The sequence below is a fragment of the Rhizobium brockwellii genome (assembly GCF_000769405.2).
GTDB classification, from domain to species: Bacteria; Pseudomonadota; Alphaproteobacteria; order Rhizobiales; family Rhizobiaceae; genus Rhizobium; species Rhizobium brockwellii.
This window is the reverse complement of the sequence record NZ_CP053441.1, coordinates 178,140-196,318: the sequence shown is the minus strand read 5'-3', so window position 1 is coordinate 196,318 and position 18,179 is coordinate 178,140. Positions and strand designations below refer to the sequence as shown.

Here is an 18,179-nt window from a genome sequence, read left to right as displayed (position 1 = left end):
GGCTCTCTCTTCAGGTGTTCCTGTCGATCAGCAGGGAGCTTTCAAATGACCTACGTCGCATCGCCAAGCTACGACCGTAACAACGCCAGCCGCGCTTCGAACCTCCGTCAGTGTCTCGAGACCGCCAGACGCCACCTCGATGAGACTTCGCACAACTCGGAAACCGAGAAAATCGAAACGCTCGTGGCTTCCGCCATCGAGGCGGGTTGGGAAGAGGATGAAGTGCGCGAGGCACTGAGTGTCGGCGACGAACAAGGAAACAAGATGCCGCAGCACAAACCACTCGTCCCAACGATCGGCGTGGTCCCTTCGTCATCTTTCTGACAAGTGGCGGACGCTAGCGCGGTCCTGGCAAGCGGCGAGATTTTCCGCGTATCCCGCCGTGTGATCACCTGTGCGGATAGTTGGCCAATCGCCACCACTCAGGCGCCGAGCGGCATTCCGTCAGGCGTGCTCAAGAAACTCGATGTCCGGCAGGAGCAAAGCGCGCAGAAGCGGCCCGCGCGGCGTCGGATCTCCTGGTTCATTGGAGGCCGGTCGGCAAAAAGCCCCGTCCAACCCTCCGGCGTGATCCTCTCTCCAGCAAACCATCTGACTGTGGCCTGAAAGGCGTCGGCTCCGACCTAGTTAGTCAACGACGGTCGAGGATGGCGGCCGTCGGGCTTTGGAAAATTCGAAATCAACGACAAGAGGATAAGTTGATGAAAAGGACGTTCTGCATTATTGCGCTTTGATATCCGCGCTGTCGGCGATGACGGCTTGCCGTACGTGTTTGCGAACGCCACCCTGGTCAAGACGTCGACAGGCGGTGGCAGCGACGCCCTCGCGCTTTCCAGGAAGGTCAGCCAGGCCTGGGTCAACTTCGCGCGCAACGGCAAGCCGAGCGCCGAAGGCTTGCCCGACTGGCCGGCCTGCACAATCGACAAGCCATTGACCATGGTTCTCGACAAGGAGCCCCCGATCCAGCCGGCGCCGGCCTGCCCCGCGACAAAGGCGTCTATTCTTCGCCAACATCTGCCGCCTTCAAGATCCCCCAATCCGGGATCCGATCCAACGGACGAAGAGCGAGGCAGGTGGTCCGAGCCGTTTGAAACTCCGCGCAACGAGCCAGTAGGCGCCGTGAGGAATGGCAAGATCGAAGAGCCGAAGCAGCCGGCCCGCTTTGATCTCCTCCTCGGCGAAGATCTCGTCCATCAGCGCTACGCCCTGCCCGCGCAGGACCGCCTGCATCACCAGGCCGCCATCGGCATAGATCGGCCCCCGCGCCGTCTGCGGCATGGCGACATCAGCCGCTTCGAACCAGCGCGACCACACGTCCCGGTTTTCCTCATGCAACAGCGTGTGGCGCAGAATGTCCTCCGGCTGCTTGATAGCCGGCCCCGTCTTGAGCAAGACAGGCGCTGCGACCGCTATCATTCTGACATCGGCGAGACGTTCGCTCTCGGCCCTTGGCCAGGCGGTCACGCTGGCGCTGTGGCGGATGGCGATCTCGGCCTGACCGCTGCGGAACTCGACGAGGCGCGGATCGGAGTCGATCGTCACGTCGATCTCGGGATGCTGCTCGTGAAACTCCGGCAGGCGGGGAACGAGCCAGCACGCCGCGAAGGAGGGTTCCGCGCTGATCGTGACCCCAGCAGTCGCCGGTCGGCAGCGGATTTCCTCCAGGCATTCGTCGATCCGGTCAAAGGATAACGTCATGATCGACAGCAGCCTGTTGCCTGAGGCGGTCAGATGGACGCTGCGATGCCGGCGCTCGAAGAGCGCTTCGCCCAGCAACGTCTCCAGCTCGCGGATCTGCCGGCTGACCGCCGCCTGCGAGATGAACAGCTCCTGCGCCGCCAGCGTGAAGCTTTCGAGGCGGCCGGCGACCTCGAAACTCCGCAAAGCCGTCAATGGCAGGCGTCCACGCTTCATCCATAACCTCAAGTCATTCGAGGCCGACGATAAGCTCGTTTGAAGGCGCGAGGCAAGGGGAGGCATATGATCGCAAAGGAGAGATATCGATGCGCGAGCGGATATTCGAGATCATATTGAACGTCATCCGGTTGGTGACGTTTCAGCCGTGCCTGAGTGAAAGCGCCGGCCGAAGTGACAAATGCGACAGCACCCATTGTCGCCATGACATCAGCCCGGCACCGGTTCCAGATCGATCAGCGCCTTGATCGGCAGGTGGTCGGAGGCGATACGCGCCAGTGGCGTATCATGTGCTTCCACCTCCGAGATGATCCCCTTGCGGTTGGCGATGATCCGGTCGAGCGCCAGAAGCGGCAGGCCGGCGGGGAAACTCGGGACGGCGGGCGGCAGCGGTCCGAAGGCGGATTGGAAGGTGTTGAGCGAAGAACGGTCGCCGAGCCGCCATTCGTTGAGGTCGCCGAGCAGGATGGTTGGCATCTCGTGCCTGTCGTTGATCAGCTCGACCAGCATGCGGGCCTGCTGGGCTCTGCTATGGCGCAGCAGCCCGAAATGCGCGGCGATGATGCGCAGCACCCCGCCCTTCTCGAGTTCGATCTCGGCAACGAGCGCGCCGCGCGGCTCCAGCCCCGGCAGCTTGACCTGATGCACGTCATGCACCAGCCCCTTCTTGAAGAGCACGACATTGCCGTGCCAGCCATGCGCCTTCGCCATGCCGGCAACCGGCACCGCGATCAGTCCCGTCTCCCGCTCCAGCCGCCCGAGATCGAGAATGCCGGTGCGCTCGCCGAAGCGCGTGTCGGCCTCCTGCAACGCGATCACGTCGGCGCCGATTTCGTGGATGACCCGGCTGGTGCGCTCCGGATCGAAGCGGCGGTCGGTTCCGATGCATTTGTGCACGTTATAGGAGGCGATCAGCGTTCCGGCACTGCGCGGCCTTGCCTCCGTATAGGCTGCGTCGAGCCGCTTTTTCCTGCTCCTGATCGAGGCGAGAATGCTGGCGGGAAGGCTGTCTTTTCTGGCGTGCATCGGCAGGCGCATTGTTCCGTTGATCGAGAAGGCTTGTCTCAGCAGTATAGGCAGGCAAGCCGGACTTGCCACGTCCGATCACAAAAAATCCTTCAGAGATAGGGCGACCCTAGCCATAGCACCTTCTCGAGCAGCCGCACCGCAAAGGGTCGCGCCTGCAGCCCCTCAAGCGTCACCGGCGTTGCCGTTTTCAAGGTTTCCTCGATGTGCTCGTCGATCTCGGCGGCGAAGCCCTCGTTCAGCACTTCGAGATCGACCTCGAAATTCAGCCGCAGCGAGCGCGGGTCGAGATTGGAAGAGCCGACATAGGCCCAGGTACCGTCGATCGTCAGAAGCTTCGAATGGCTGAAGCTGCCGGTGGAGCGCCAGATGCGGCAGTAATTCTTGAGGATCTGGTCGAATTGGGCCGTCATCGCCCGGTCGACCAGCACGAGGTTGTTGACCGCAGGCACGACGATATCGACTTCGACGCCGCGCCGCGCCGCCGTCACCAGGGCGCTGATGAGTTCGCGGTCCGGCAGGAAATAGGGCGACATAATGCGGATCGATTGGCGCGCCACGGAAAAGGCGCCCATCAGCATCTTATGGTTGGTCTCGACGCTGCGATCCGGGCCGGAGGCGACGACGCGCATCAGGATGGGATCGCCGGGGCTGCGCTCTGGCGGTTCGATGCGCCAGGGCTCGTCGTTCAACAACTCCTGCGTGGAGAAGCGCCAGTCTTCGGCGGCGAGGTCGAAGAGGTCGGCCACGACAGGGCCGGTGACGCTGAAATGCGTGTCGTGGGCAAAGCTCTCGCCTGTTGCCTCCTCGCTGAAGCCCGCCCTGATGTTCATCCCGCCCGTCAGCGCAATTTTCCCGTCGACGATCAGGATCTTGCGGTGGGTGCGCAGATTGGCGTAGGGCAACCGCAAGCCCATGATGACATTGCCGTTGAAGACGGCGACGGTGACGCCACCTTCCCGGAGATGGCCGAGAATGCTCGGCACCGAATAACGCGCGCCGACCGCGTCGATCAGCACCCGCACCTCGACACCACGGCTGGCCGCCGCAATCAGCGCATCGGCGATGCGAAGGCCGACAGCATCGCGGTCGAAGATATAGGTTTCGAGCAGGATGCTGCGCGTCGCCTCGTCGATGGCGGTCTTCATCGCCGCATAGGCCTCGTCGCCGGTCTCCAGCACATCGATCGTATTGCCTGTCGTCAGCGGATTGCGCGTCACCCGGTCGCCCAGCGTCTGCAGCGCCGCAAAGCGGCGGCCGAACTGGCTGATCACCGTCTCGGCCTCGGCATCGAATGTCTCCAGCTCGTCGAATTCGGCCGCAAGCAGCAGCGCGTCGCGACGGACGCTCAGCGATTTGCGGCGGATGCGGTTGATGCCGGCAATCGCATAGAGCACCGCGCCGATGATCGGAGACAGGATGATGACACCGACCCAGCCGATTGCCGCGCGCACTTCCTCCTTGGTCATGGCGGCATGGATCGCCGCGGCAGCCCCCATGGCGACAGAAACAACAAAGAGGATATGCGGCCAGTAGGTCGACAGGAGATAGAACATCGCTGGCGAATATAGCCGCGAAACGCCGGCGTTCAATCACGCCGCTGTTCTCTCATGACGCGAAATTTTTCGCCGTGACCATTTTGCCGCCGGCACCGCCCGTTTCACCGCGGGAACAATGCCGGTAGAGATAGATTGATCCCGAGGAGATCGCCATCATGACCATAGCCGCAAACGTCGGTCCCGCCTTGGGGCGCGAGGTCGCGGATGCCGACAGCATTGCCGAACTCCGGCATCAGGCCGAAGACTGGAACCGTTGTGACTCTACAAGAATGCCACGCAAAACGTCTTCGGCGAAGGCCCTGTGAAAGCCGAGAGCATGCTCGTCGGCGAGCAGCCGGGCGATCAGGAGGATGTGACCGGCAGGCCCTTTGTCGGCCCGCCGGCCTGCTGCTCAATCGTCAGCGCTGTTATGTCGCCAATGCGGTCAAGCATCACGCCGCGCGTCAGACGGCGGCTGCATTCGAAACCGAGTGCCGGCGAGATCAGGGGGTGCGCCTGGTGGCTCGGCGCAGAGCTCAACATTCTGCAGCCGAAACTCGTCGTGACGCTCGGCGCAAGCGCGCTGTATGCGCTGCTTGGCCCGAAAGCAAAGCTGACGCCGGAGCGCGGCCATATCCTGCAGCCGACAACTCATCCGCCTGCTCTGGTCACCATCCACCCTCTTATCTCTTGCGCATTCGCGACAAGGCGTACCGACAACGGCACCGCCAAGATTTCGTGTCAGATCTGCACAAGGCGGTGGAGTTTCGGTCTCGGTGAATGCCGATTCTCAACCCTAATATGCTGCGATGCGAAATATTTCCGGTTGCGGCGCGATTTCGCTTGAAAGAGCTCCCCTCCTCTGGAACCATCCAAGCAGTATCGCGTTCGAACGACGGCATCATATGACTGGAGATCAGCGATGGCAGAAACTCGGGATGAGTGGATCAAAAAACGTGCATACTCCCTCTGGGAAGAAGAGGGTCATCCGACAGGGCGAGATTCCATCCATTGGGAACAGGCACGTCACGAGCGCGACACGCTCGAGGGCTCAGCTGCGTCTTCCGACGGCAAGGAAGTCAAACCCAAGGCGAAGCGCAGCGTGACGGGCAGCAAGACGAACGGCGTCGTGACACCGGCACCGAAACGGACTGCGAGCCGCAAGTCGGCGTCCTAAACACCGAAATACCGAGCACGTCGAGAAAAAAGGGCGTCGTCGCGACGCCCTTTGATCCCTTTTTGTCATATGCCTGAATTAGTTGTGCTTTATGGAATTTCAGAGGTGGGGCTTCCATGCGGGGGTGAACAGAGGCCGGATGACGCTGAAAGCTTTGAAGCTTCCAAAAAAGGTTAAGCCCTCGCCAGATAACCGGGAACAAGAAGATGCGATGACTGTTTATGGTGGAACGGGGAAGTTGCCATGAACGACGGTCATACCGAAATCCTCTTTTTAGCCAACAACCGCGCCTCGACTGCGATCGTGTGAGGGATGGAGATGTCGCTCCTCATAATCGCCGCGCTACTCTACCTCGGTCTCGCGCTCGGGTTCATCCTTGTCGTCGATAACCTCGTCGGACTGGTTTTCCGCGATCCGCGCGCGCCGGCTCAGTTGGTTTCCGTCTACATCGGCCGCGCCTTTGCCGCATCGCAAAAACTCTATCGAAAATAACAGCCCGCAGGCGCCGTCCGCAGACTGCCAAAATTGTTGAACGTCCGACAGTTAAGGATATTTCGACCGCGCCCTTTCCCTCCCATCGGAAGCCTCTATGTTGACGGTTTGGAAGGCTGAACCCCGAGGCGGCCAGCCCATCGGCGCAGCGGACGTCAAGGAAGCGATTTTGAATGGGAAGCGTCGGGAACGGCTGGCCGAGAGGCGGCGGCGAAATCGGCGAATTGTTACGGCATCCGACTTTCCACGCCGTCGGGCTCGGTCCGGTCGAAAGCTGGCCTGCTTCTCTCAAACATATCGCCGAAATGGTGCTGAATTCCCGCCAGCCCAAATTCGTCGCGTGGGGTCCGGAGCTCGCCTTTCTCTACAATGACGCCTACGTGCCTGTTTTTCCGCAGCGCCATCCCGGCGCACTTGGAAGACCCTTCCGCGAGGTCTGGGCGGATATTTGGGAACAGTTCTCGCCGATCGTCGCCAGCACGCTCGAAGGCAGTTCGCAGCTCTTCAAAGAGCTACTCATCCCGATGCGCCGCGACGGCCGCACCGAGGACACTTGGTTCACCTTCTCATACACGCCGCTGCGCGACGATGACGGCACCGTCGCCGGCATCCTCTGTGCGGCCCTTGATGTCACCGACCAGGTGTCGGCCAAGCGCGGCGAGGAGATGGCGCTGGAAGAACTCCGCGTGAAATCGGAGGCGCTTGCGGTCGTCAACCAGGCGGGTGCGGCGATCACCGCCGAACTCAGTGTCGAACGCCTCACCCAGATTGTCGTCGATGCCGGCGTGATGCTGACCGCCGCGGAATTCGGCGCCTTCTTCTACAATGTCGATGATGGCGAGGGCGGCAGCTACATGCTCTATGCGCTCTCCGGTGTCGATCGGAAGAACTTCGAGAAATTCCCGATGCCGCGCAATACCAAGGTCTTCGCGCCGACCTTCGACGGCGAAGGCATTATGCGCTCCGACGACATCCTGCTCGACCCGCGCTACGGGCAGAATGCACCGCATGCAGGCATGCCCAAAGGGCATCTACCGGTCAGGAGCTATCTTGCCGTGCCGGTGAAATCACGCGACGGCAGCGTCATCGGCGGCTTGTTCTTCGGCCACGCCCAGCCTGGTCGTTTTTCCCAAGCGGCCGAGGCGAGCCTCGTCAGCCTCGCCGGCCAATCCGCCGTCGCGATCGACAATATCCGGCTCTTCCGTGCTGCCAAAGTCGAAATCGACCAGCGCCGCGATATGGAAGATCAGCTGCGGAAACTCAATGAAATGCTCGAGGTCCGCGTCGCCGCCGAGATTGCCGAGCGCCAGCAGGCCGAAGCAGCACTCCAGCAGTCGCAGAAGATGGAATCGATCGGCAAGCTCACCGGTGGCGTCGCCCATGATTTCAACAATCTGCTGCAGGTGATCTCAGGCAACCTGCAGCTTCTCGGCAAGGACGTGGCAGATAGCGGGCGGGCCAAGGAACGCATTTCCAACGCGCTTGCCGCCGTCGAACGCGGCTCGCGGCTGGCAAGCCAGTTGCTCGCCTTCGGCCGCCGCCAACCGTTGGAGCCCAAGGTCGTCAATATCGGCCGTCTCGTCACCGGCATGGACGACATGCTGCGCCGCGCCCTCGGCGAGGAGATCGAAGTCGAGACCATGGTCTCCGGCGGTCTATGGAACAGCTTTGCCGATCCGACCCAGATTGAGAACGCCCTGCTCAACCTTGCGATCAACTCCCGCGACGCGATGGATGGCGCCGGCAAGCTGACGATCGAGGTCGGCAACGCCTTCCTCGACGATTCCTACAGCCGCACCCATCCCGAAGTCACCGCCGGCCAATATGTCGTGCTGGCGGTCACCGATACCGGCTCCGGCATGATGCAGGAGGTAATAGAACAGGCATTCGAGCCCTTCTTCTCGACCAAGCCGGAAGGCAAGGGTACCGGTCTTGGCCTGTCCATGGTCTATGGCTTCGCCAAGCAGTCCGGCGGCCACGTGAAGATCTACAGCGAAATCGGCGAAGGCACGACCGTCAAGCTCTATCTGCCCCGCTCGTTCCAGAGCGAGGATCGCTTCACCAATGTCGACAGTGTGCCGGCAACCGGGGGCGCGGAAACCATCCTCGTCGCCGAGGATGACGAGGGTGTGCGCACGACTGTCGTCGAGATGCTGACGGATCTCGGCTACTACGTGCTGAAGGCCAAGGATGCGCAAAGCGCGCTCACCGTAATCGAAAGCGGCGCCCATATCGACCTGCTCTTTACCGATGTCGTCATGCCCGGCCCATTGAGGAGCCCGGAGCTTGCGCGCATGGCGCGCGAGCGCCTGCCTGATATCGCCGTGCTCTACACGTCGGGCTATACGGAAAATTCGATCGTCCATGGCGGCAGGCTCGATCCCGGTCTCGAACTGCTCTCCAAGCCCTATACGCGCGAGCAGCTCGCCCGCAAGATCCGCCACGTGCTTACTATCAGGACGCAACGCGGCCAAGGGGCGAGCGATGCCGTAGCGCCCGTTCCCGAACATCCCGATATCGCGGTTGAAAAGCTGAAGCTGCTGCTTGTGGAAGACGACGCCTTCATCCGCATGGATACTGCCGAGCTTTTGCAAGATCTCGGCTATGACGTCATCGAAGCTGATAGTGGCGAACGGGGCGTGGAAATCCTCGGACACACCATCGTCGACATCATCGTCGCCGATGTCGGCCTGCCCGGCATGTCGGGTCCGGTCTTTGCCGCCAAGGCGCGCGAGGCCTTTCCATCGGTCGGCCTGGTCTTTGCTACCGGCCACAGCAGCCTGCCGGATGCAAGCCGCCTGTCCGGCTCGGTGCTGCTGGCAAAACCGTTCAGCAGCACCGAGCTCGAACGGGCGGTGATGACCGCCGTCCAACAGCGGCCTATTGGCTAGAGCAATTCCAGGAAAAGTGCGAAGCGGTTTTCCCAGGCAAAGTGCGAAAGCGGTTTCTCGCAACACCCTTGAAAAGGCCAAGGACGAATTGCGAAAAGACTTTGGTCGTCAATCGAAGGATTAAGCGCTGATGGCATATGAGCTTTATTACTGGGACGGCATTCAGGGCCGCGGCGAATTCGTGCGGCTGGCACTGGAAGAAGCCGGCGCCGACTATATCGACATTACCCGCCAATCTGGCCGCGGGCGCGGCACTGGCGCCATGTTTGAGATCATGGAGAGCGAGAACGAACCGCACATACCCTTTGCCCCGCCTTTCCTGAAGGACGGCGACCTCATCATCCCGCATGTCGCCAACATCCTGTTTTATCTAGGCCCGAAGCTTGGCCTGGCGCCTGAGAATGAAGGCCTTCGTTATGTCGTCAACGGTCTGCAGCTGACCGTCACCGATTTCGTCGCCGAGGTGCACGACACGCACCACCCGATCGACATGTCGCTCTACTACGAGGACCAGAAGCAAGAGGCAAAAGCCCGCTCCGCCGCCTTCATCCGCGACCGCATTCCGAAATTCCTCGGTTATTTCGAGCGTGTGCTACAACAGAATCCGAAAGGCCCCGACCACATCGTCGGCGATGCGCTGACCTATGTCGATCTCTCGCTCTTCCAGGTGATCGAGGGCCTGACCTACGCCTTTCCGAAAGCCATGGCGAACCGCAAGGCGGAATATCCCGCCCTCCTCGCCCTGCATGATGCTGTGGCAAAGCGGCCGAACATCGCCCGTTATCTCAAGTCTTCGCGCCGCCTCGGCTTCAGCGAAGAGGGGATTTTTCGGCATTACCCTGCGCTCGATAGCGAGGGATGAGAAAAGCGCCGCTCATTCCAGAGGCACCGCGGCATCAAAGAAATCGCCCCACGGGTCCTTTCGTTGGGCCTTCAATCGCTGCGGCACGTTGGCGAGCGTGAAAGCCGCCGGACCGATCTCTTGGTTCAACTCCTGCCAATGGAGCGGCATCGAAACCGGCGCGCCCGGCCGTGCCCGCGTCGAATAGGCTGCGACTGCCGTGTTGCCGCGGCCGTTGCGGAGGTAATCGATGTAAATATGCCCGCCGCGTTTCGCCTTGGTCGCGGTTGCCAGATATTTCTCCGGCGCATCGGCCGACATGCTTTCGGCAAGCGAGTGGGCGAAATCCTTCACCTCGGCCCAGCCGGCCTTCGGGGCAAGCGGCGTCACCACATGCAGTCCCTTGCCGCCCGATGTCTTGACGAAGGCTGCAAGGCCACGGGCTTCCAGCCGCGTCTTCAATTCAAGGGCTGTTGTTATCACCGCGCTCCAAGCCACGTCCTCGCCGGGATCGAGATCCATGGTGATCAGATCAGGCTTTTCCCAATTGTCGGTTGTCGCGCCCCAGGGATGGATTTCGAGCACGGCCGATTGCACCAGCGCCACGACACCGTCGAAATCGGCGATGCGCAACAGCTTTTCGCCATCGGCATCCTCGGGATCTGTTATCTCCTCGATATGAGCGTTCATGCCCTTCCAGGCATGTTTCTGGAAAAACCGCTGATGGCCTTTTATTCCGTCCGGCAGCCGCAGCAGCGCCAAGGGCCGGTTGACGACAAAGGGCGCCATGAAGCGCCAGACCTCCGCATAATAATCCACCAGAGCCTGCTTGGTCACGCCCTCGTCCGGCCAGTAGAGCCGATCGGGATGGGTGAGCGCTACATCTGATGTCGGCGGGCTGCTCGGGCTCATTCTTCGATCTCGCGTGTGAGGAAATCAAGTAGCCTATTTTCCTCGGCCCGCAAGCCGCGCAGCGGTTCGCTGCCGGCCTCGATCAGCGGCTGGTCCTTGCCGGCAAGCCCGATGATCGAGGGATGGATGTAGCTCGACCGCGAAATCGCCGGTGTATTGTGCAATACATCGGCCGCAGCTTCCGACATTTCCTTCACCGTCGGTCGGCCGCCGCCGGCGATCGTCTCGCGCGCCGCGCCGAAGGCAGCCAGCGATCCGGCCCAGGTGCGGAACGTCTTCGCCGAAATGGGAATTCCCGATATCTCTGCAAGATAAGTATTCAACCGGCCGGAATCGATCGGCTTCAGCGCCCCGCTTTCATCCTTCCAGACGAAGAGCTGGCGGCCGGGAAGATCCGCGATCTCCTCCAGGATCTTTTGCAGCCTGGGATGCTTGAGACTGCGCTGCACGCGCTTGCCGCCCTTGGCGCGGAATTTCAGCTCGATCTGTCCCTCGACGATCTTGAGGTGTCGCTTCAGCAGCGTCGTTGCGCCATAAGTACCGTTTTCCCGGACATAAGCCTGGTTGCCGACGCGCAGATGCGCTTCGTCGAGCAGCGTCGTCAAAGCGGCAAGAACGCCATGGACATCCTCGGTGCCGGTGTCGAGATGGCGCAGCACGGTGCGGCGTATCTTCGGCAAAGCTCGGCCGAATTCGATCAGCTGGTGGAATTTCCCGGCGCTGCGGAAGGATTGCCATTCCTTGTGGTAGCGGTATTGCTTGCGCCCGCGCGCGTCAAAGCCTGTCGCCTGCAGATGGCCGTTGTCGTAGAGGCAGATCCAGACATTTTCATAGGCCGGTGGTAGACCGAGCGCGCCGATGCGCGCCCGCTGCAATTCGTCGGCAAGGGTCGTGCCGTCTGGCATCACATAGCTGAAGCCCTTTCCCTTCCTTCGTCTGCGGATGCCTGGTTCGGTATCGCTGACATAGACGAGACCAAGGTCGGTGATGGCTTCGGCATTCATGTTCTCTGCGACCCGTTACTTGCTCCTGCGGCCGAACTGAAACCACCACCGGCGCCCGGCCTTGGTCATGTCCTTCAGCGGCTCGGTCTGCCCCTCCGGCGCAAAGACGGCCACACTCTGGGCATAGACCATGACCGGGTTATCCTGATCGTGGACTTTAAAGGCATCCCTCTCCGCCCCGGTGTCGGCAATCCGCGACCATTTCGCCAGTCCATTCACCTCCGGCACGTTGAATTCGCAGTCGCCGCCAGCGTTGAAGATGAGGAAGAGGTCATCCATCGTCTCGGTCTCAGGCGCATGCGCGCTCTTCGAGAGATAGACGCCGAGCACCCGCAGCTCATCATCGTTCCAGGCGCCGTCATCCATGAAGCCGCCGTCCGGCTTGTACCAGGCTATCTCGATACGACCGTCCTCGCTGGTCTCACCGGTCAGGAACCGCTCCTGTCGCAGCACGGGATGGGCCTTGCGGAAAGCGACGGCCTGCCGGCAGAAATCGAGAAAAGGATCGTCGAGCCCCGCCCAATCGGTCCAGCCGATTTCGTTATCCTGGCAGTAGGCATTATTGTTGCCGGCTTGGCTGTTGCCGAGCTCGTCGCCGGCCAGGATCATCGGCACGCCCTGGGACAGCATCAGCGTCGCCATCATGTTGCGCCGCCGCCGTGCCCGCGCGGCGTTGATATCCGCATTATCGGTCGCACCCTCGGCCCCCATATTGTCGGAATGATTGTCCGAATGGCCGTCCCGGTTATCCTCGCCGTTCGCTTCGTTGTGCTTGTCGTTGAAGGAGACCGTGTCCATCAGCGTGAAGCCGTCATGGGCCGACAGAAGATTGATCGAGGAGGTCGCTCCCCGGTCGGAATGGTTGAACTGCAGCGCCGAGCCAGTGACGCGCGCCGCCACCTCCGACACCATGCCGCCATCGCCCTTCCAGAAACGTCGGACGTCGTCGCGGAACTTGTCGTTCCACTCGCGGAAGGGATGTGGGAAGCCGCCGACCTGATAACCGCCCTCGCCCACGTCCCAGGGCTCGGCGATCAGCTTGACACCGGCTAGGATCGGATCCTGGCGGATGGCGCCGAAAAACAGGCCCTGCCGATCAAATTCCATGTCCTGGCGGCCAAGTGTACTGGCGAGGTCGAAACGGAAGCCGTCGATATGCATGACGCCGACCCAGTAACGCAAACTGTCGAGCACCATCCGCATCACCATAGGATTGGCGGCATTCAGCGTGTTTCCGGTGCCGGTCGTATCGAAAGTGTGGCGGGGATCGTCGGGGGAGAGAATGTAATAGCTCGCATTGTCGAGCCCGCGGAAGGACAGCGTCGGTCCCTTCTCACTGCCTTCGGCGGTATGATTGTAGACCACGTCCATGATGACTTCGATGCCGGCGGCATGGAACTTCTTCACCATGGTCTTGATTTCGGTGATCTTGTCGCCGGACATGTAGCGCGATTGCGGCGCGAAGAAGCCGAGTGTCTGGTAGCCCCAATAATTGCGTAGGTTGTTTTCCAGGAGATAGCGATCGTCGAGGAAATACTGGATCGGCAGAAGCTCGATCGCCGAGATGCCGAGCTTGACGAGATGGTCGATGATCGGATCGCTGCACATACCGAGAAAGGTGCCACGCAGCCGATCTGGCACCTTCGGATGCGTCATCGTCAGGCCGCGCACATGCGCCTCGTAGATGATGGTATCGGGCCAGGGACGGCGGATCGCCTCTTCACCCGCCCAATCGAAATCCGGATCCTGGACCACGCCCTTGACCATGAAGGGTGCACTATCGCGCTCATCGAAGGAGAGGTCGTCCTCGCCGATCTGATAGCCGAACAACGCATCGTCCCATTTCAGATCGCCCGTCACCTGCTTGGCATAGGGATCGAGCAGGAGCTTGTTCGGATTGAAGCGATGGCCGGCGGCAGGATCGTAGGGACCATGAGCGCGATAACCGTAGACCGTGCCCGGCCCGACGCCGGCAATATAGCCCGACCAGATGTCGCCTTCGCGTTTCGGCAGCGGCAGCCGGGCGATCTCATTCTTTCCGTCGGGCGAGAAGAGGCAGAGCTCCATCTGTTCCGCATGGGCGGAGAATATCGCGAAATGGGTGCCAGAACCCGTATACTCCGCTCCCAGCTCCGGCTTGAGGAAGTCGAGTTCCGAAAATGAAAAGCTCATGGTGCCCCGCTTGCTGAAAAAACCAAGCGGGTAACGTCACGGCGGTTCGAAAGTTCCCTTTTAAAAGGGGGAAAGCGAAGGATCTTGCTCGCCGATCGAAGCGGTTACGGCATCAACTGGCCGCCATTGACCTCGATAATCTGGCCGGTGATGTAACCCGACAGCGTCGGCGAGGCGAGGAAGAGATAGGCGCCGACGCAATCTTCCGACGTGCCGACGAAGCCCATCGGGATCGACTTGCGCTGCAGCTCCATCTGCTCGTCATTGGTATAACGCTCATGGAAGGGCGTCGCGATAACGCCCGGCGCCACCGCGTTGACGCGGATCCTGTCGGGGACGAATTCCTTGGCATGACCGCGGGTGATCGTCGAAACGAAGCCTTTGGACGCAGCATAAAGGATCGCACCATTGCCGCCGCCATTGCGTGCGGCGATCGAGGTGGTGTTGATGATGAAGCCACCCTGCTTCTTCAGCCAGGGATGCGCCGCACGCGTGGCCGCCAGCACCGAGCGGGCGTTGAGGTCCATGACCGCGGCATAATGCGCGTCGGTATAGTCCGAGGTCGGCTTGCGACCCAGCATGCCGCCGGCATTGTTGATGAGCCCGTCGAGATGACCGAAGGTCTTCGCCGTCTCCTCGACAACACGCTCGGTCTCGCCTTCCCTCGACACGTCTCCCTGGATCAGATGCACCGTGCCGCCGGCAGCCCGGATCTCCTCGGCAAGTTTTTCCGCCGGTTCGCGGCTGGCATTGTAATGCACGCAGACCTTGGCTCCTTGAGCCGCAAAGGCGCGGGCGAGCGCCGCGCCGATCCCGGTCGAGGCGCCGGTGATCAGCACGGCCTTGCCGGACAGGTCCGGCAGCTTGATGGATGCGAGCGATTGCGCAAGTTCGACCATGGCGACGATTGCCTCCCGAAAAACCAAGGACATAGGTGATGAAACGAATAGGAGAAGTCTTATCAGGGGAAATCGACGAAGGGCAATGCACGAAAGGGCGAGATTTGTATCGCCCATAGAAGGCCGGGCGGTCTTCATGCAAGCGGCCATCGTCACCGACGGCCGCCTGAGGTTGCGGCAAGATCCGAAAAGGGTCGCGTTACGGCGCCATGCCAAAGGCCGGCTGCGGCTTCTGGCGGGCGAGAGGCGGGAATGCGAGCGCTATCGCCGCCGCACCCAGTCCGACCATGGCGGAGCCGATGAACAGCCAGGAATAATTGGCGAAAGTGTCGAATATCCAGCCGCCGATCAAAGGGCCGAAGGCCATGCCGAGGCTGGAGAGCATCGTCGCCGCGCCGAAGACGGTGCCGATGATGCGTGGCCCGAAATATTCCCGCGCCAGCACGGCATAGAGCGGCATCACACCGCCATAGGCACTGCCGAAGACGATGGCGAGCGCATAGAATTCGCCGAGCCGGCTGACCAAGAGATAGGTCGCAAGGGCTGCCGCCTGCACCAACAGGCCGGCGACCAGCACCGGCTTCACCCCGATCCTGTCGGCAAGGCTGCCATAGAGCAGCCGGCCACCCAGTCCCGCCAGGCCCTCGACGCTGTAGATGCTGACGGCGGCCATAGGTGCGACGCCGCAGATCGTCGCATAGTTCACCATGTGGAAGATCGGCCCGGAATGCGCTGCGCAGCAGGCTGCGAAGGTCAGGCCAAGCACGATGAATTGCGGCGATCGAAAGACTTTCGACAGTTGCGGCCGGGCGCCGTCGGCCGCGAACTCGGTTCCGCTATCGACGGTCTCGACAGGTGGGCGCCTGACGAGCAGAGCGGCCGGCACCAACAGCACCCAGGCTGCGACGCCGATGATCAACATGGCCGACCGCCATTCATAGGCCGAGATCAGCCAGCGCGCGAAAGGTGAGATGGTCATCGGCGCGACGCCCATGCCGGCGGAGACCAGCGACACCGCAAGGCCGCGGTTTTCGTCGAACCAGGCGGTCGTCGCCGCGATCATCGGCGCGAAGAACGTGCTGGCGGCCAGTCCGACAAGGATGCCGTAGGTTAGTTGGAATTGCAGCAGCGTCTCGGCGCGGCTCGCGAGAACCAGCGCCAGGCCCAGCAGCACCGACCCAATCAGCACGACGACGCGCGGGCCGAACCGGTCGCTTGCCGCACCCCAGAAGAATCCGCCGAAACCCATGACGATGAAATTCAGCGTCATGGCGCTGGCGATGCCGACATGCGACCAGCCGGTCGCCGTAGCGATCGGCTCCTGGAAAATCGCCAGCGAGAACATCGCGCCGAGCGCAACGCATGTCATCAAAGCGCCCGCAGCGACGATGACCCAACGATAGGAAACACTCATGGCTTCATAACCTCCATGCCGACAGAGTGATCGCGACGCATGCGGCAAGCCTGCCACATTTTGCGCCTGCAATCCAAAGACGTTTGAACCGCTGCGAATTCGACAGCGCACTCACATCTTTTTTCTTCGCACTTAGAGGGTACGAAACATCACCAATGCGTCGACGTAACCCTGTGTCGGATGAAGGAAGACGCCAGGGAGCCGGCCGACGATATCGAAGCCGAGAGATTGCCACAGCCCAACGGCGCGTTCATTGCTGCTGACCACGAAATTGAACTGCATGGCGCGAAAGCCCAGCAAGCGGGCATGCTCCAGGGAATGCTCATGCATCAGCCGGGCGACGCCACGGCCGCTCGCGGCAGCGTCGGTCATGTAGCCGCAGTTGCAGACATGCCGGCCGCCGCCTGCCTGATTGGCCTTGATGTAATAGGTGCCGAGGATCGCGCCATCCTCTTCGGCGACGAAGGTCTCGCGGTCCGGCCCCATCCAGTAGGCCAGCGCATCCGCTTCGCTCAGATCGCGATCGAGCGCGTAGGTTTCGCCGGCGCGGATCGTCGGACCGATGATCCTCCAGATCGCGCTTTGATCATTCTTGTCTGCGGGTCGGATCAACATGTCCGATTTCTACAGAAGCCTGATATGGCGCGCAACGGGTCGAAAGCCTCCGGCGAAAGCTGGAAGCGTCCCGACCTCAAACCCTTTCAAGTGCGATCGCAATCCCCTGCCCGACGCCGATGCACATGGTCGACAGCGAATATTGTCCACCGGTCTGCAGAAGCTCGAGCGCCGCCGTGCCGGTGATGCGTGCGCCCGACATGCCAAGCGGATGGCCAAGCGCGATCGCGCCGCCATTGCGGTTTACCCGCGCATCATCGTCGGCAATCTCGAGCGCGCGCAGCACCGCCAGCCCCTGGCTGGCAAAGGCCTCGTTGAGTTCGATCACGTCGAACTGCTCCTGAGTCATGCCGAGCCGTGCCATCAGCTTGCGCGAGGCCGGGATCGGGCCGACTCCCATCACCCTTGGCGGAACGGCGGCAGCCGCGCCGCCGAGGATGCGGGCGATCGGCGTCAGGCCGTATTTTCGCGCCGCCGCTTCGGAAGCGACGATCAGCGCCGCCGCCCCGTCATTGACGCCGGAGGCATTGCCTGCCGTCACTGTGCCGCCTTCCTTCTTGAAAGGCGTCGCGAGTTTCGCCAGCGTTTCGATCGTCGTCGCACGCGGATGCTCGTCTTCGACGACGACGACAGGATCACCCTTGCGCTGCGGGATGGTCACCGGGGTGATTTCCTTCGCCAGCCGTCCGTTTGCCTGGGCGGCGGCCGCCTTCGCCTGGCTTCGCACCGCGAAGGCATCCTGGTCTTCGCGGCTGACATGATAGTCCTCGGCGACGTTCTCGCCGGTCTCCGGCATGGAATCGACGCCATATTGCTTCTTCATCAGCGGGTTGACGAAGCGCCAGCCGATCGTCGTGTCGTGAATTTCCGCCGCCCGTGAAAAGGCCGTCTCGGCCTTCGGCATGACGAAGGGCGCGCGTGACATGCTCTCGACGCCGCCTGATATCATCAGCTCGGCCTCGCCGGAGCGGATGGCGCGCGCCGCCGTGATCACCGCATCCATGCCGGAGCCGCAGAGCCGGTTGATCGTCGTGCCGGGTACTGCGATCGGCAGGCCGGCAAGCAGGGCCGACATGCGCGCGACATTGCGGTTGTCCTCGCCCGCCTGATTGGCGCAGCCGAAGATGACGTCGTCGACGGCGTCCCAATCGACGGCGCCGTTGCGCGCCATCAATGCCTTCAGCGGGATCGCGCCGAGATCGTCGGCGCGCACCTGGGACAGCGAGCCGGCGAAGCGGCCGATCGGCGTTCTGATATAGTCGCAGATAAAGGCTTCGGTCATGG

18 protein-coding genes are annotated in these 18,179 nt (G+C 61.8%); 7 read left to right on the top strand and 11 right to left on the bottom strand.

All coding sequences use genetic code 11. The features are described from left to right. Positions 1 to 45 precede the first annotated feature (45 nt). Complete coding sequence (locus tag RLCC275e_RS29010; protein WP_033183683.1) at positions 46 to 324, top strand: hypothetical protein; 279 nt, start codon at positions 46 to 48, stop codon at positions 322 to 324. A gap of 299 nt (positions 325 to 623) precedes the next feature. On the opposite strand, the gene RLCC275e_RS34730 is transcribed toward RLCC275e_RS29010, so the two are convergent. The 4 genes from RLCC275e_RS34730 to RLCC275e_RS28990 form a co-directional block, all read right to left on the bottom strand. Further along, the gene (locus RLCC275e_RS34730) at positions 624 to 1,037 is read right to left on the bottom strand and encodes a hypothetical protein (RefSeq protein WP_317278428.1); all 414 of its coding nucleotides are present in this window, start codon (positions 1,035 to 1,037) and stop codon (positions 624 to 626) included. Then, positions 1,024 to 1,914, bottom strand: a complete 891-nt coding sequence (locus RLCC275e_RS29000; protein WP_033183685.1) for a LysR substrate-binding domain-containing protein — start codon at positions 1,912 to 1,914, stop codon at positions 1,024 to 1,026. The genes RLCC275e_RS34730 and RLCC275e_RS29000 overlap by 14 nt, the downstream gene beginning before the upstream one ends. Before the next feature lie 210 nt (positions 1,915 to 2,124). Continuing rightward, positions 2,125 to 2,940, bottom strand: a complete 816-nt coding sequence (locus RLCC275e_RS28995) for an endonuclease/exonuclease/phosphatase family protein (RefSeq protein WP_020052621.1) — start codon at positions 2,938 to 2,940, stop codon at positions 2,125 to 2,127. 92 nt (positions 2,941 to 3,032) lie between these two features. After that, positions 3,033 to 4,496, bottom strand: a complete 1,464-nt coding sequence (locus RLCC275e_RS28990; RefSeq protein ID WP_033183886.1) for a phospholipase D-like domain-containing protein — start codon at positions 4,494 to 4,496, stop codon at positions 3,033 to 3,035. Between the two features lie 158 nt (positions 4,497 to 4,654). Here RLCC275e_RS28990 and RLCC275e_RS34725 point away from each other — a divergent pair, with 158 nt between their 5' ends. The 6 genes from RLCC275e_RS34725 to RLCC275e_RS28960 all read left to right on the top strand — a co-directional run bounded on the left by RLCC275e_RS34725 (position 4,655) and on the right by RLCC275e_RS28960 (position 9,900). After that, the gene (locus RLCC275e_RS34725; protein ID WP_165402871.1) at positions 4,655 to 4,804 is read left to right on the top strand and encodes a hypothetical protein; all 150 of its coding nucleotides are present in this window, start codon (positions 4,655 to 4,657) and stop codon (positions 4,802 to 4,804) included. A gap of 11 nt (positions 4,805 to 4,815) precedes the next feature. Beyond that, a complete protein-coding gene (locus RLCC275e_RS28980; protein WP_368389638.1) occupies positions 4,816 to 5,325 on the top strand; it encodes a uracil-DNA glycosylase family protein in 510 nt (169 codons plus the stop codon). Positions 5,326 to 5,400: 75 nt separating this feature from the next. Beyond that, positions 5,401 to 5,655: a DUF2934 domain-containing protein gene (locus tag RLCC275e_RS28975; RefSeq protein ID WP_033183686.1), complete on the top strand. Its 255-nt coding sequence runs from the start codon at positions 5,401 to 5,403 to the stop codon at positions 5,653 to 5,655. A 318-nt stretch (positions 5,656 to 5,973) separates the two neighbouring features. Then, entirely contained in the window at positions 5,974 to 6,147 is a 174-nt protein-coding gene (locus tag RLCC275e_RS28970) for a hypothetical protein (RefSeq protein ID WP_165403679.1), read from the top strand. A gap of 173 nt (positions 6,148 to 6,320) precedes the next feature. Beyond that, positions 6,321 to 9,038 (top strand): hybrid sensor histidine kinase/response regulator, encoded by a 2,718-nt coding sequence (locus RLCC275e_RS28965; protein WP_033183687.1) that lies wholly within the window; start codon positions 6,321 to 6,323, stop codon positions 9,036 to 9,038. A 130-nt stretch (positions 9,039 to 9,168) separates the two neighbouring features. Further along, positions 9,169 to 9,900: a glutathione S-transferase gene (locus tag RLCC275e_RS28960; RefSeq protein ID WP_033183688.1), complete on the top strand. Its 732-nt coding sequence runs from the start codon at positions 9,169 to 9,171 to the stop codon at positions 9,898 to 9,900. Between the two features lie 12 nt (positions 9,901 to 9,912). Here the strand turns inward: RLCC275e_RS28960 and ligD are convergent, their stop codons facing one another. The 7 genes from ligD to pcaF form a co-directional block, all read right to left on the bottom strand. Further along, the gene (ligD, locus tag RLCC275e_RS28955) at positions 9,913 to 10,791 is read right to left on the bottom strand and encodes a non-homologous end-joining DNA ligase (RefSeq protein WP_033183689.1); all 879 of its coding nucleotides are present in this window, start codon (positions 10,789 to 10,791) and stop codon (positions 9,913 to 9,915) included. Further along, positions 10,788 to 11,795 carry a DNA topoisomerase IB gene (locus RLCC275e_RS28950; protein WP_033183690.1) on the bottom strand — a complete coding sequence of 336 codons (1,008 nt, stop codon included), beginning with the start codon at positions 11,793 to 11,795 and terminating at the stop codon, positions 10,788 to 10,790. The genes ligD and RLCC275e_RS28950 overlap by 4 nt, the downstream gene beginning before the upstream one ends. Positions 11,796 to 11,810: 15 nt before the next feature. Continuing rightward, positions 11,811 to 13,967 (bottom strand): glycogen debranching protein GlgX, encoded by a 2,157-nt coding sequence (gene glgX / locus RLCC275e_RS28945; RefSeq protein WP_033183691.1) that lies wholly within the window; start codon positions 13,965 to 13,967, stop codon positions 11,811 to 11,813. 104 nt (positions 13,968 to 14,071) lie between these two features. After that, positions 14,072 to 14,866: an SDR family NAD(P)-dependent oxidoreductase gene (locus RLCC275e_RS28940; RefSeq protein ID WP_033183887.1), complete on the bottom strand. Its 795-nt coding sequence runs from the start codon at positions 14,864 to 14,866 to the stop codon at positions 14,072 to 14,074. 199 nt (positions 14,867 to 15,065) lie between these two features. Beyond that, the gene (locus tag RLCC275e_RS28935) at positions 15,066 to 16,280 is read right to left on the bottom strand and encodes an MFS transporter (RefSeq protein ID WP_033183692.1); all 1,215 of its coding nucleotides are present in this window, start codon (positions 16,278 to 16,280) and stop codon (positions 15,066 to 15,068) included. 132 nt (positions 16,281 to 16,412) lie between these two features. Further along, positions 16,413 to 16,895 (bottom strand): GNAT family N-acetyltransferase, encoded by a 483-nt coding sequence (locus RLCC275e_RS28930; protein WP_033183693.1) that lies wholly within the window; start codon positions 16,893 to 16,895, stop codon positions 16,413 to 16,415. A gap of 76 nt (positions 16,896 to 16,971) precedes the next feature. Then, the gene (gene pcaF, locus RLCC275e_RS28925; protein WP_033183694.1) at positions 16,972 to 18,177 is read right to left on the bottom strand and encodes a 3-oxoadipyl-CoA thiolase; all 1,206 of its coding nucleotides are present in this window, start codon (positions 18,175 to 18,177) and stop codon (positions 16,972 to 16,974) included. Positions 18,178 to 18,179: the final 2 nt, after the last annotated feature.